The following is a 13237-nucleotide window of genomic DNA, read 5'->3' as shown; positions in this document are numbered from 1 at the left end:
CTACTTCGGCTCGGCGACGGCTGGGGTACAACCCAGTCTGCCCGCCCCGGGCCGCGCACAACTCGTCGTAATACGGGGTTGCACGGGGATACTGGGGGGCATGGTGGACGGCACGCGTTCCGTGCCGCGCGGGCCGGCCGTGCGCCGCCCGCGCGAGGAGTGGGACTGGCCTGCGCCGAGCCTGCTCGGCAGCCTCGGCGAAGACGCCCGCGCGCGGCTCCTGACCCTCGGCGTACGGGCCCGGTACGACCCGGACCGCATCCTCATGCGGGAGGCGGACCACACCGACTTCGTGCTGATCCTGCTCGACGGGGTGGTCAAGGCCACCGGACGCACCCAGGACGGCCGGGACGCGCTCCTCGCCGTACGGATGGGCGGCGACCTGGTCGGCGAACTCGCCGCGCTGGACGGCGATCCCCGCTCGGCCACGGTCACCACCTGCGGGCCCGTCGTCGCCCGCATGGCGACCCGGGCCGCCTTCCTCGACTGCCTGCGCCGCGAACCGCGGATCGCGGACGCCGTCAACCGCTCCGTCGTGGCCAAGCTGCGCTCCGCCAACGCCCACCGCATCAACTTCACCGGCTGCGACGTCGGCACCCGGCTGGCCCGGGTGCTGCACCACCTGGCGATGACCTACGGCGAGCGGGCCGGCGCCGGAGCGGTGATCCACTGGCCGATCACCCAGCCCGAACTCGCCACCCTGGCCGGCGCGGCGGAGCCCAGCGTGCACAAGGCGCTGCGCCGGCTGCGCCGGGCCGGCGCCGTCTCCACCGGCTACCGCACCGTCCGCGTCGACGACCTCGCCCGGCTGCACGCCATCGCCTACCCGGAACCCTGAAGTCCGCAACTCGCTTGTGCAGAAGTCGTGTTGGTCGCCCCTTGGGTTGCCGAAAACCGTACTTTGACGAGAGTCGGGGACGGCGGCGTGGCTAGCGTGGCGCCACGGCACCGGCGCGGTCCGGTGCGATCAGCGCGTATCGGGGGTTCCCATGGCGAACAGGGATGCGGACGATGCCCGGAGGGCGACCGGAGCGGACGCGGAGGACGGGGCGCGGGGCGGACCGCGGTCCGAGCGCCGGATCGACATCGCGGGCGACGCCGGCGGCCCGGTGGTCGCGGGCGACCACAACGTCGTCATCGACGCCCAGCACGGCTCCACGGTCACCCTGCTCATGGAGGGCGAGCGGCCCCGGCCGGTGCGCCGCGATCGGGTGGCCCTGCTGCCCCGGCGGCAGGCGGCACCGCTCGGCCGGGACAGCGAACTGACCCGGCTCGCCGCCGCCGTCCGCGACGGCGGCCCGGTCCAGCTGTGGGGCGCGCCCGGCGTCGGCAAGAGCACCCTGCTGCGCCACGCCGCGCGCACCCTCACCCCGGAACGGGACGGCGTGCTGTTCCTCGACGCCGCCCGGCGGGAACCCGAGGACCTCGCCCAGGACATGTTCGAGGCCTGTTACGAGGCCCGCGGCTACGCCCCCTCCAGCCCCGAGCTGCGCCGCCTCATGACCGGCCTGCGCATCACGGTCTACGTCGACAACGCCGAGTTCTCCGCGGAGGGCCTGCGCACCCTGATGGACGCGGCCCCGGACGCGACCTTCGTCGTCGCCGGCCGGGACCGGACGCTGCTCGGCGACGGCACCGCCCTGCGCCTGGACGGCCTCGGCCGGCCCGCCGCGCTGGACCTGCTCGCGCGCGAACTGGGCCGGCCGGTGACGGCCGGACCCGAACAGCACACCGCCGCCGACCTGTGGGAGACCGCGTCCGGCCGGCCCCTGCTGCTGCTCCGCGCGGCGGCCCTGACCCGTCTCGACCCGTCCGGCACGACCGCCCTGCCCCGCCCCGGCGAGGTGGGCGACCTGCTGCCCCTGCTGCTCGGCCGGCTGGACGCGCCGCCGCTGCGGGTGCTGCGGCTGCTGGCGACCCTCGACGACGCCACGCTCGACGCCGGTCACATCGGCGCCCTCGGCGACATCACCGACACCCCGGAGCTGTGCGGCCGGCTGGTCGCCCTGGGCCTCGCCGAGCAGACGGAACGCGGCTACCGCGCCGTACCGGACGTCGTACCGGCGCTGCGCGAGCGCCACCCCGAGCCGTTCTCCTTCGAGCTGCTCTGCGAGCACTTCGCCACCTGGATCGCGCGCCCGTCCACCACCGCCGCCCAGGTCGAACAGCACGCCCGGGCCCTGGAGGTGGTGGCCGAGCTGGCCGAGGAGGCCGGCCGGGCGGACCTCGCGGTGCGGATCGTACGCGCCGCCTCCCCCGCACTGGCCCGCTCGCTGCGCTTCGGCGTCTGGGGTCGCCTGCTCGACCGCGGACTGCCCGCCGCCCGGCAGGCCGGCGACCAGCAGGCGGTCGCGTACTTCACGCACGAGCAGGGCATCCGTTCCCTGCTGACCGGCCGGCGGGTCATGGCGGCGGTGCTGCTGGCGGAAGCCGCCGTCCTCTGGCGCCAGCTCGGCGACCTGCACGGCGCCCACGCCGCGGCGGGCGCCCAGCAGTACGTGCCGGCACACGCCGGCGGGACACCGGGCCCGGTGCCGCACACGGACGGCGGCGCGCAGGCCCTGGGCTCCTCGGGTCCGGGCCCCGACCCCGCCTCCGCCCACGCGGCGGGCGCACACGGGGCCGGTGCCCATGGCGCGGCGGCGCCGGGGGCCGGGCCGTCGGCTCCCTCGGTTCCGTCGGCACCTTCCGGCCCATCCGCGGGCCCGGGAGCGGGGACGCACCAGGCCGGCGCGCACCATGCGGCGGCCCAGCAGACCGGGCTGCACCAGGCGGGCGCGGGCAAGGCGGCCGCGGCGAAGGCCGGCGCGGGCAAGGCGGGCGCGGCGAAGGCGGGCGCGGCGAAGGCGGGAGCCGCCAAGGCCGGCGGTGCCGCGGCGCACTCCGCCGCGGCGGCCCACGCGAGCGCCTCGGCGGCGACCGGTGCGGCCGGGACCGCTGCCGCCGGGACCGGTGCGGCGGGAGCGGGGGCCTCCGCCGCGGCGGGCGCGGCCGGGGTGTCCGCCGGGGCCGGGGCCTCCGCCGCCGGGCTCGCCGCGCTGATGAAGGTGATCGCGGTGATCGTCGCCGTGGTCATCGCCGGAACCGCGATCCACCAGGCGCGGGCCTCGCACGACGGCGGCTCCGAACAGACCCCGACCGGCCTGGCCGGGTTCTGGCGGGGCAGCGACGGCGCCACGTACGAGTTCAAGGAGGCGGGCAGCGGGTCGTACACGTCCAGTGGGCAGGACGCCTGCGGCACCCAGTCCACCACCACGTTCACCGGCAGCGGCGGGACCTACTCCGCCCAGCGGCCCATCTACGACACTTCCGGCGGCTCCTGCGGATCGCTCCTCGGCGAGGCCACCACGACGATCACCCTCATGGGTGAGGACAGCGCCAAGGCCACCACCACGATGACATCCAGCTACCAGGAGGGCGTGCAGTGCTTCAGCTGCGGAACGCTCTTCCTGACCCGCGAGCAGTGAGCGACCACGAGGAGGCCCCATGGCCCGCAACACCGTCCGGATCGGCGGCGATGCCCACGGCCCGGTCGTCGCAGGGAACGACAACAAGGTCGAGATGCGCCAGGACACCCCGTCCGAGGCCGCCGAAGGAGCCGGCGCGCCGACCCAGAACAACACGGCGAAGGACCACGGCACGGTCTTCTCGGTCATGAACGGGGAACTTCACATCCACCACGACCACGACCGCAGAGACCACGGCCGCGCCCCGGAGTCATCCAGCTGACTTCGATACGAGATGCGCCGTTCATCCGTACGAAATATCCGTACCGCCTCATATCGGCTAACCCGCTTTTCACGGGGATGGCTCGATTTGTGTGCAAGGCGGGTGGTCGTGTGCGGACGAGGCACGGACTGCGGGTGCTGTCGGTCTACGAGGGTTTCTTCTCCGGGGGAGCCAGGATCGTCCACACCGATGTCGTACGGGGACTGGCCGAGGGCGGCCAGTCCCACCGGGTGCTCAGCATCCATGGAGAGGTCCACCGCGAGGCCACCCGGCAGCGCATGGAGGACGACCACTGCTACCGGGCGCTGACCGCCGACGGGATCGGCGTGACCTCGCTGGGCCGCAGCGCGGGCCTGGTGGACGGCGACCTGGCGGCGCATGCTTTCAGCGGGCCGGAGCTGGCCGAAACGGCACGGGTGACGGCCGGCGCGGACGTGATCCTCTCCCTCAAGGAGCAGCCGCTGGCCCTCCTCAACCAGGCCGGGCTGCCGCGCCGCCCGGTCGTGGTGTGCCTGCACCGCTCCGACCCGCAGAACCAGGGCCCCGCCCTGGACGAGCTGAAGGCCGCCATCGCCGACGGCACCGTGGTGGCGGGCGTCTGCTGCGCCGAGTCGACCCGGGCGGCGTACGAGGCCGCGGGCATCCCGGCCGAGCTGCTGCACGTCATCCCGAACGGCGTCGACCTGCTCCGGTTCCGCCCGGACCCGGCGGCCCGGCTCGCCTTCCGGACCTCCCTGGGGATCGCCCCGGCCGCCCCGGTGGTCGTGTTCGCGGCCCGGTACGCCGCGATGAAGAACGTCCCGCTGTTCCTCGCCGCCGCCCGGACCTGGCTGGCCCGGGAGGGCGGCGGGCACGTGGTGATGTGCGGGGCCGGGATGACGGACGCCAACCCGCAGCTGCGGGCCGACGTCGAGGCCGCCTTCGCCGGGGACCTCGGCCTGGCCGGCCGGGTGCACCTGCTCGGCGTACGGCACGACATGGAGGCCGTCTACGCCGGTTCCGACGTCGTCGCCCTGACCTCGGTCTCGGGCGAGGCGGCCCCGCTGTGCCTGATCGAGGGCATGATGTGCGGCGCGGTTCCGGTGACCACGGACGTCGGCGACAGCGCCTCGATCGTCACCGGGCACGGCCTCGTCACCCCGCCCGACCCGGGCGCGATCGCGCTCGCCTGGGAGGCGGCGGTCGCGGGCCGGGCGGAACTCGGCGCGGCGCTGGAGCGGAGCCGGGAGCGGTTCAGCCGTACGAGGATGATCGCGGCGTACGCGGCCCTGCTCGACGGGGTGTACGCCGCGCACGTCGGCGGCTCCGGCTCGGTGCTCCCGGTCCAGTAGTTCCGGCCCGGCAGTCTCAGTAGTTCCGGTTCAGGACCGGGAGGTAGCCGAGCGACTGGCCCGGTGCCGTCGGGTGGTACGACTCGGTCAGGGCCATCAGGTCGACGCTGCGCAGCCAGGGGTGCGGGGAGCAGATCTCGTGCCCGGCGAAGGCGGCCCGGACGTCGGCGAAGGCGAAGCCGTGGTCGGCGGCGCGCTTGGCGATCATCTCGTCGAGGTGGTCGACGGCGTCGTTGACCGCGGCGCGCACGCTGTCCGGCAGACCGATCCGGCAGGTGCCGTGCAGCCGGTACAGGTGCGGATAGCCGAGCACCACGACCCGGGCGGCGGGGGCCCGGTACCGGATCGCCGAGTAGAGCCGGTCGAGGTCGGCAGCGAGCGGCCCGTCGACCGTGCTGCGGGCGCCGGCCAGCGCGAACATGCAGGGGGTGGTGCCGCCCAGCGCGCAGGCCGCCATCGCGGCGGCGAACCCGGCGTCACTGCCGCCGACGGTGAGGGTGACCAGCCGGGTGCGCGGGCCGAGCGCGCCGATCTGGCCGCTCAGGACGTCCTTGGTCCGGGCGCCGTTGCAGGCGAGGAAGGCGAACGACGCCGTCCGGTGGGTCTGCGCCCACAGGGCCGGGTAGGCCCGGCTGCTGCGCTTGCAGCCGGCGCCCTCGGCCAGGTAGTCGCCGGCGCCGACACCGGAGGAGTAGGAGTCGCCGAGGGCCACATAGCCGGTGATCGCCGGGGGAGCCGCCGCACGGGCGGTCGCGGGGCCGGCGAGAACGTAGGCGGTGGCGAGCAGGAGGGAGGAGGCGCACGCCACTGTCCGGGACTGTCGCATGAGTCGGGTGTATCGCGGCCCGGGGGCGGCCGCCCGCCCCGCTCCTCCGTTCAGCGCTCCCGGCTTGCCGGACCGCGGCGGCCGTGCCGCGCCCGGAGCGGTGCGCCCCCGGCGGTGTGCGGCGGGGCGGCGCGGGGCGGTGGCCGCCGCCCGGACTTCACCCGGGCGGCCGTCACCCGCCCGGCGGAGCCGCGGTTGCCCGCCGCCGGGGCTCCCGGGGGCGCGGCGGGCGTACGAGGAGGGGCCACCGGTGCAGCCCGGTGGCCCCTCCTCTCCCCTCCTGGTGCTCGGCCTCGTCGTCACTACCGGGGCAGCACCACGACATACGCGGCCGGGTCGCGGTCCGCGGCGGCCATCAGGGCGGTGCGCACGACCGCCGCCTGCTGTTCCATCCCGTCCCTGAGCTTCTTCGGGGTGATGTACACGACCGTGATGCCCAGGCGTTCCAGGTGTTCACGCTTGCGGGCGTACTCCGACCACAGGGCGTCCTCGTCCTGGCGCGGTGCCCGGGTGTCGAGTTCGACGGCGACCGCCTGGTCCGGCCAGTAGGCGTCCAGGCCGCCCAGGTGCGGTCCGCCGGGCAGGCGCAGGTCGACGTTCCAGACCGGGTCGGGCAGGCCGTACTCGCGGACCATCCGGTACAGCCGGTCCTCGGCGATCGAACGGCCCTCCGCCAGCAGGGAGTCCACCGCGTCCACCACATGGGGGCGGCTCAGCAGCTTCGCCTGGGTCAACTCGCGGACGACGGCGGCCGGTTCGCAGTGCCCGCCGCGCACCGCCTCGGTGAGCAGCCGGCGCACCGCGTCCGCGTCCGTCAGCTCCATGACCGCGTCCGCCAGCGCGCGCGGCACCGGCGCCACCGGCAGGCCCGCCGCGGCGCGGGGCGCGGGCAGGGCCGGGGTGCGGATGACCCGGACGTAGCCGGTGGAGCGCAGCCGGCGCAGCCGGGGCACCAGGACGTCGACGTGGTCCAGGGAGGACACGGGCGGGGTGGCGGAGAAGCCGTGCAGGGTGAGGGCCGCCAGGCCGGTGAGCATCGCCTCCGGGTAGAGCGCGCGGTGCGGGTCCTCGGCCGTGGGCTGGGCCGGGACGCCCGGCACGGACTCGCGGGCCGCGTACAGCAGGGCCCCGTGCAGCCGCTCCTCGCTCGTCGGCGGGCCGGGGTGGAGCAGGACCACGTTGGGGAGCAGCAGCTGCCAGGGGCCGTCGGCGCGGCACTGCTCGTTCAGCTCGGCCGTGGTGACGCCGTGGGAGCGGAGCTGGGCCGTCGTCAGGATGCGGCGGTGGACCTCGGAGAGGTGGCGGAGCGGGCGGGGGGAGAGCGGGGTGTTGTGCGTCATGGCCTCGGGATTCCCGCACCCGGTCCGCTCTTTAACCGCTGTTACACGGTCGTCGATGAATGCGGACAAGGCGGGACTAAAGGTCAGGTGTTCGGATGCCGATCAGGCGCCGAAAACCCCTGGTCCGCATGGGGTGGACCAGGGGTTACGGGTGCGATGGAACGAATTCCGTAACGGTGACCGGCCGCCAAAGCTCAGGCCAAAGCTCGGGTCAAAGCTGGCGGGTTCCGGTCGCCGTGGAGGAGCGCAGGATCAGTCCCCGACGGCCGCCGTCGCGTCGCAGGCCTGGGCGCGCAGCGCACGGGCCAGGTCGTCGCGGGCCTCCAGGACCAGCCGGCGCAGCGCCGGGGCCGCGTCCTGGTGGGCGTCCAGCCAGGCGTCCGCCGCGTCGAGGGTCTCCGGGCGGTCCTGGTACGCCGGGAACAGCCCGCGGACCACGTCCATGCCGATCTGGATGGACCGCTCCCGCCAGATCCGGTCGATCGCCGCGAAGTACTTCTCCGCGTACGGCGCCGTCAGCTCCCGCTGCGAGGGCTGGTCGAAGCCCGCGATCGTCGCCTCCACCAGCGCGTTGGAGAGGCTGTCCGACTCCACCACCTGGGCCCACGCCTGCGCCTTGACCGCCGCCGAGGGGCGGGCGGCCAGGCAGCGGACCTGGTGGCGCTTGCCGGACGCCGTGTCGTCCCGGGCCAGTTCGGCCGCCAGCACCGACTCGTCGGCCGCGCCGTGCGCCGCCAGCGGCTGGAGGAACGCCCAGCGCAGCTCCTGGTCCACCACCAGGCCGTCGACCGTGGTCGTGCCGTCCAGCAGGTCCTTCAGCAGCGCCAGGTCCGGCTCCGCGAAGGCCACCGAGGCGAAGAACCGCGCCCAGGCCAGCTGGTGCTCGCTGCCCGGCTCGGCCGCCCGCAGCTCCCGCAGCGCACCCTCGGCCAGCCGCGCCTCACCGGTCGCCCGCCAGCCCGGCGTCGCGTAGTGCGTCAGCGCGGTGTTCGCCCAGGCGTGCAGCATCTGGAGCACGCCGATGTCCGACTCGCGGCCCGCGAACCGCAGCACCAGCCCGATGAACTCCCGGGCCGGGAGCAGCGCGTCCCGGGTCAGGTTCCACAGCGCCGACCAGCACAGCGCGCGGGCCAGCGGGTCGGTCAGCGCGCCCAGGCCGGAGCGGAGCGTGTCCAGCGAGGTCTCGTCGAAGCGGATCTTGCAGTACGTCAGGTCGTCGTCGTTGACCAGCACCAGGTCCGGCGCCGCCGCACCGGCCAGCTCCGCGACCACCGAACGCGGCCCCTCCACGTCCGTCTCCGCGCGCGCGTACCGCTCCAGCGCCCCCTCGGGCGTACGGCGGTACAGGCCCACCGCCACCCGGTGCGGGCGCTCCTCCGGGTACGCCTCCGGGGCCTCCTGCACCACCGCCAGCTCGGCCACCCTGCCCTCGGGGTCCAGCAGCACCTGCGGGATCAGCGCGTTCACCCCGGCCGTCTGGAGCCAGGAGCGGGCCCAGGCCGACATGTCCCGTCCGCTGGTCTCGCCGAGCACCGACAGCAGGTCGCCGAGGCGCGTGTTGCCGTACGCGTTGCGCTTGAAGTAGCGGCGGGCGCCCTCCAGGAACGCGTCCTGCCCGACGTACGCCACCAACTGCTTGAGCACCGAGGCGCCCTTGGCGTAGGTGATGCCGTCGAAGTTCAGCTTGGCGTCCTGGAGGTCGCGGATGTCCGCGGTGATCGGGTGGGTGGAGGGCAGCTGGTCCGCGCGGTAGGCCCAGGCCTTGCGCCGGTTGGCGAAGGTGGTCCAGGCGTCCTTGAAGCGGGTCGCGCCGACGCATCCGAAGGTGCCCATGAAGTCCGCGAAGGACTCCTTCAGCCACAGGTCGTCCCACCACACCATGGTGACCAGGTCGCCGAACCACATGTGCGCCATCTCGTGCAGGATGACGTTGGCCCGGGCCTCGTACGACGCCTGCGTCACCTTCCCGCGGAAGATGTACTCCTCGCGGAAGGTCACCAGACCCGGGTTCTCCATCGCGCCCAGGTTGTACTCCGGCACGAAGGCCTGGTCGTACTTGCCGAACGGGTACGGGTAGTCGAAGTGCTCGTGGAAGAAGTCCAGGCCCTGCTTGGTGATCAGGAAGACGTCGTCCGCGTCGAAGTAGGGCGCCAGCCCCTTGCGGCACATCGCGCCGAGCGGGATCTCCAGCTTCGTGCCGTCCTCGAGGGTGCGGGTGTAGGAGTCCGTCACGTAGTGGTACGGCCCCGCCACCACGCAGGTGATGTACGTCGAGATCGGCTTGGTCTCCGCGAACCGCCAGACCCCGTCCACCCGTTCGCCGGCGCCGTTGCTCCACACCGTCCAGCCCTCCGGCGCCCGCACCTCGAACCGGTACGGCGCCTTCAGGTCGGGCTGCTCGAAGTTGGCGAAGACCCGGCGGGCGTCGGCCGGCTCGTACTGCGTGTAGAGGTAGACCTCGCCGTCCTCCGGGTCGACGAAGCGGTGCATGCCCTCACCGGTGCGGGAGTAGGCGCACCGGGCGTCCACCACCAGCTCGTTCTCCGCGGCCAGGCCCTCCAGCGCGATCCGCGCGCCGTCGAAGACCTCGCTCGGGTCCAGGTCCCGGCCGTTGAGCGAGACGGCGGTCACGCTCGGCGCGATGAGATCGGCGAAGCTGGTCGCCCCCGGCTCGTTGCAGCGGAACCGGATGGTGGTCACCGAGCGGAAGGTGCGCGGCTCCCCGTCCCCCTCGCCCACGGCGGACCTGAGATCCAGGGAAACGTCGTACCCGTCGACGGACAGCAGGGCGGCCCGCTCCCGGGCCTCGTCGCGGGACAGGTTCTCACCGGGCACGGGCGGTACTCCCTCGGGGCGTCTCGAATGGTGAACAGCACCGATCCTGCCACGAGCCCCTGACGCCGCACAGCAGGGAATGTGCGGGGCGAGCGGGGGCGTTGCCCAGGATGTTCACCGGTGAACCGCCGCCTCGCGAGGAGAGACATGTCGGAGAAGACCCCCGTCGACTTCTGGTTCGACCCGTTGTGCCCGTGGGCCTGGATGACCTCCCGCTGGGTGCTGGAGGTGGAGAAGGTCCGCGACATCGAGGTCCGCTGGCACATCATGAGCCTCGCCGTCCTCAACGAGGACAAGCTCGACGAGCTGCCCGAGCAGTACCGGGAGATGCTCGCCACCAAGGCCTGGCAGCCGGTGCGGGTGGTCACCGCCGCCTGGCAGCGGCACGGCGAGGACGTGCTCGGCCCGCTGTACACCGCGCTCGGCACCCGCATCCACAACAACGGCGAGGGCCCCACCCTGGAGGCCATCGCCGGCGCCCTCGCGGACGTCGGCCTGCCCGCCGAGCTGATCGACTACGCCGAGCAGCAGGACTTCGAGTACGAGGCCGAGCTGCGCGCCTCCCACAAGGAGGGCATCGAGAAGGTCGGCCAGGACGTCGGCACCCCGGTCATCGCGGTGCCCGGCCCGGACGGCGAGCAGCTCGCCTTCTTCGGCCCGGTCGTCACCCCCGCGCCCAAGGGCGAGGAGGCGGCCCGGCTGTGGGACGGCACCCTGGCGGTGGCCTCGGTGCCGGGGTTCTACGAGCTGAAGCGGACCCGGACCAAGGGCCCGGACTTCAGCAACCTGTAGGGCAGCGCGCACAGAGGGGAACCCCCGCGAGTCACGTCCTCGCGGGGGTTCCCCCTTTTTGCTCCGCCGTGCCGACGTGAAGGGTGAGAAGACGATCACGAGGCAGGGCGGCGTTTCTCAGGGCGCGAGCAGCAGGGCGTTGCCGCGCTCCTTGGCGGCGGCGTAGCGCTTCGCCACGTCCTGCCAGTTGACCACCTGCCACATGGCCTCGATGAAGTCGACCTTCTGGTTGCGGTACTGGAGATAGAAGGCGTGCTCCCAGGCGTCGAAGACCAGGATCGGGGTGGCGCCCTGGCCGACGTTGCCCTGGTGGTCGTAGACCTGCTCCACGATGAGCCGCCCGCTCAGCGGCTCGTACGCGAGGACGCCCCAGCCGGAGCCCTGGGTGGTGGCCGCCGCCTTGGACAGCTGGGCCTTGAACGCGGCGAAGGAGCCGAAGGACTCCTTGACCGCCTCCGCCAGCTCGCCCACCCCGTCGGCGGCCAGCGGCTCGCCGCCGCCCTCCTTCGGGCCGGTCATGTTCTGCCAGTAGATGCTGTGCAGGATGTGGCCGGACAGATGGAAGGCCAGGTTCTTCTCCAGGCCGTTGATCGCCCCCCAGGACTCCTTGTCCCGCGCCTCGGCGAGCTGCTCCAGGGTGTCGTTGGCGCCCTTGACGTAGGCCGCGTGGTGCTTGTCGTGGTGCAGCTCGATGATCTCGGGGCTGATCACGGGGGCGAGCGCGGAGTAGTCGTACGGCAGGTCGGGCAGCGTGTAGACGGGCATGGGTGACCCCCTCGGGAAGCTTATTGCAAATAAGTTGCAAGAGCACGCTATCAACAACAAGCTCCGGCCAACAGAAAGGCCCCCGCGTGTCCTTCGACGCGGGGGCCTGCTCGGTGCGGCGGGGGCTCAGCCCTTGGCGCGCGCCCGCTGCCGGAGGTAGCCGACGGCGGCCAGGGCCAGGGTCATCCCGCCCGTGGAGTACAGCTGGATCCGGGTGTCCGGCTCCCGGGCCATCAGCACGAAGATCGCGACCATGCCCGCCAGCGCCACCCAGGTCAGCCACGGGAACGCCCACATGCGGACCACCAGCTTCTCCGGGGCCTCCCGCTCGATCCGGCGGCGCAGCAGCAGCTGGGAGACGGCGATGAACATCCAGACCACCAGGATGACCGCGCCGATCATGTTCAGCAGCCACTTGAAGGCGCCGTTGGGGCTCCAGTAGCTGAGCAGCACGCAGACGAAGCCGAGGACGCAGGAGGTGAGGACCGCGATCCGCGGCACCCCGCCGGACAGCTTCGCCAGCGCCTTCGGGCCCTGACCGCGCTCGACCAGCGAGAAGGCGATGCGCGAGGAGCCGTAGATGTTGGCGTTCATCGCGGACAGCAGGGCGGCGAAGACGACCACCTTCATCAGCTGGCCCGCGCCGGGGATGCCGAGGTGGTCGAGCGTGGCGACGTACGGGCCCTTGGTCACCACGTCCGCGGAGTTCCACGGGACCAGGGTGACGACGACCGCCATCGAGCCGATGTAGAACAGGGCGATGCGCCACATGGCCGTGCGGACGGCGGACGCCACGCCCTTGACCGGGTTCTCCGACTCCGCCGCGGCGATGGTGACCGTCTCCATGCCTCCGTAGGAGAAGACGGACGCGAGCAGGCCGATGATCAGGCCGTCGCTGCCGTGCGGGAGGAAGTGGGTCAGATGCGAGGTGCCGGGGGAGTCCGTGCCGGGCAGCACGCCCGCGATGGCCAGCGCGCCCAGGATCAGGAAGAGGCTGATCGCGCCGACCTTCAGCGCGGCGAACCAGAACTCGAACTCGCCGAAGTTCTTCACGGCGGCCAGGTTCGACCCGCAGAACACCGCCATGAACAGGGCCACCCACATCCACTGCGGGGTGCCCGGCACCCAGCCCTGGACGATCTTCGCGGCGCCGATGCCCTCCAGGCCGACGGCCGTGCACAGCAGCACCCAGAAGGACCAGCCGGCGGCGAAGCCGGCCCAGGGGCCGATGGCCCGCTCGGCGTGCGCGGAGAAGGAGCCCGACGACGGGTACGCGGCGGACATCTCACCGAGCATCCGCATCACCAGCATCACCAGGAGGCCGGAGAGGGCGTAGGCGATCACGATCGACGGACCGGCGGCGGCGATGCCCGCACCGGAACCGACGAACAGTCCCGCGCCGATGACCCCGCCGAGGGCGATCATCGACAGATGGCGCTGCTTGAGGCCATGCGAGAGGGAGGCACCCTGTTCCTGGGGCGGTGTCTCCGTGGTCGTGCTGCTGGGCATGGGCGCGGCTCTCCCGATGCAGAGGGGCAATGGGCTGGTAAAGGAGCCCACAGTCTCGGGCCCCTGTCCGTATAGGCGAAGAGCTTGCCCACTATCCGGACAGCCGCCGT

At 73.2% G+C, this 13237-nt stretch carries 10 protein-coding genes; 5 read left to right on the top strand and 5 right to left on the bottom strand.

The genetic code is table 11. The features are described 5' to 3' along the window. Positions 1-100: 100 nt before the first annotated feature. From ACZ5CZ_RS04390 to ACZ5CZ_RS04375, 4 genes are all read left to right on the top strand, one after another. A complete protein-coding gene (locus ACZ5CZ_RS04390) occupies positions 101-838 on the top strand; it encodes a Crp/Fnr family transcriptional regulator (RefSeq protein WP_450787294.1) in 738 nt (245 codons plus the stop codon). A gap of 151 nt (positions 839-989) precedes the next feature. Continuing rightward, on the top strand, positions 990-3467 hold the full coding sequence (locus ACZ5CZ_RS04385) for an ATP-binding protein (RefSeq protein WP_468939030.1): 2478 nt from the start codon (positions 990-992) through the stop codon (positions 3465-3467). 19 nt (positions 3468-3486) lie between these two features. Next, entirely contained in the window at positions 3487-3729 is a 243-nt protein-coding gene (locus ACZ5CZ_RS04380; protein ID WP_468939027.1) for a hypothetical protein, read from the top strand. A 110-nt stretch (positions 3730-3839) separates the two neighbouring features. Then, the gene (locus ACZ5CZ_RS04375) at positions 3840-5060 is read left to right on the top strand and encodes a glycosyltransferase (RefSeq protein WP_468939024.1); all 1221 of its coding nucleotides are present in this window, start codon (positions 3840-3842) and stop codon (positions 5058-5060) included. Positions 5061-5076: 16 nt separating this feature from the next. On the opposite strand, the gene ACZ5CZ_RS04370 is transcribed toward ACZ5CZ_RS04375, so the two are convergent. The 3 genes from ACZ5CZ_RS04370 to pepN form a co-directional block, all read right to left on the bottom strand. Beyond that, positions 5077-5886, bottom strand: coding sequence for an SGNH/GDSL hydrolase family protein (locus tag ACZ5CZ_RS04370; protein ID WP_385848116.1), 810 nt, complete (start codon positions 5884-5886; stop codon positions 5077-5079). A gap of 302 nt (positions 5887-6188) precedes the next feature. Next, entirely contained in the window at positions 6189-7226 is a 1038-nt protein-coding gene (locus tag ACZ5CZ_RS04365) for a hypothetical protein (RefSeq protein ID WP_468939020.1), read from the bottom strand. A gap of 252 nt (positions 7227-7478) precedes the next feature. Then, positions 7479-10061, bottom strand: coding sequence for an aminopeptidase N (gene pepN / locus ACZ5CZ_RS04360; protein ID WP_468939017.1), 2583 nt, complete (start codon positions 10059-10061; stop codon positions 7479-7481). A gap of 147 nt (positions 10062-10208) precedes the next feature. On the opposite strand from pepN, the gene ACZ5CZ_RS04355 reads away from it, so the two are divergent. Then, the gene (locus ACZ5CZ_RS04355) at positions 10209-10853 is read left to right on the top strand and encodes a mycothiol-dependent nitroreductase Rv2466c family protein (protein ID WP_468939014.1); all 645 of its coding nucleotides are present in this window, start codon (positions 10209-10211) and stop codon (positions 10851-10853) included. Positions 10854-10970: 117 nt separating this feature from the next. On the opposite strand, the gene ACZ5CZ_RS04350 is transcribed toward ACZ5CZ_RS04355, so the two are convergent. Continuing rightward, complete coding sequence (locus tag ACZ5CZ_RS04350) at positions 10971-11618, bottom strand: superoxide dismutase (RefSeq protein ID WP_468939011.1); 648 nt, start codon at positions 11616-11618, stop codon at positions 10971-10973. A gap of 126 nt (positions 11619-11744) precedes the next feature. Then, positions 11745-13127, bottom strand: a complete 1383-nt coding sequence (locus ACZ5CZ_RS04345; protein ID WP_385847928.1) for an amino acid permease — start codon at positions 13125-13127, stop codon at positions 11745-11747. Positions 13128-13237: the final 110 nt, after the last annotated feature.

Source organism: Streptomyces sp. NPDC031418 (assembly GCF_055581605.1).
The sequence above is the reverse complement of the archived record's forward strand: the minus strand, read 5'-3'. Positions and strand labels throughout refer to the sequence as shown.

Coding starts and splice junctions, on each gene's coding strand:
- ACZ5CZ_RS04390 (WP_450787294.1), top strand. CDS start 101: ATGGTGGACGGCACGCGTTCCGTGCCGCGCGGGCCGGCCGTGCGCCGC.
- ACZ5CZ_RS04385 (WP_468939030.1), top strand. CDS start 990: ATGGCGAACAGGGATGCGGACGATGCCCGGAGGGCGACCGGAGCGGAC.
- ACZ5CZ_RS04380 (WP_468939027.1), top strand. CDS start 3,487: ATGGCCCGCAACACCGTCCGGATCGGCGGCGATGCCCACGGCCCGGTC.
- ACZ5CZ_RS04370 (WP_385848116.1), bottom strand. CDS start 5,886: ATGCGACAGTCCCGGACAGTGGCGTGCGCCTCCTCCCTCCTGCTCGCC.
- ACZ5CZ_RS04365 (WP_468939020.1), bottom strand. CDS start 7,226: ATGACGCACAACACCCCGCTCTCCCCCCGCCCGCTCCGCCACCTCTCC.
- ACZ5CZ_RS04355 (WP_468939014.1), top strand. CDS start 10,209: ATGTCGGAGAAGACCCCCGTCGACTTCTGGTTCGACCCGTTGTGCCCG.
- ACZ5CZ_RS04350 (WP_468939011.1), bottom strand. CDS start 11,618: ATGCCCGTCTACACGCTGCCCGACCTGCCGTACGACTACTCCGCGCTC.
- ACZ5CZ_RS04345 (WP_385847928.1), bottom strand. CDS start 13,127: ATGCCCAGCAGCACGACCACGGAGACACCGCCCCAGGAACAGGGTGCC.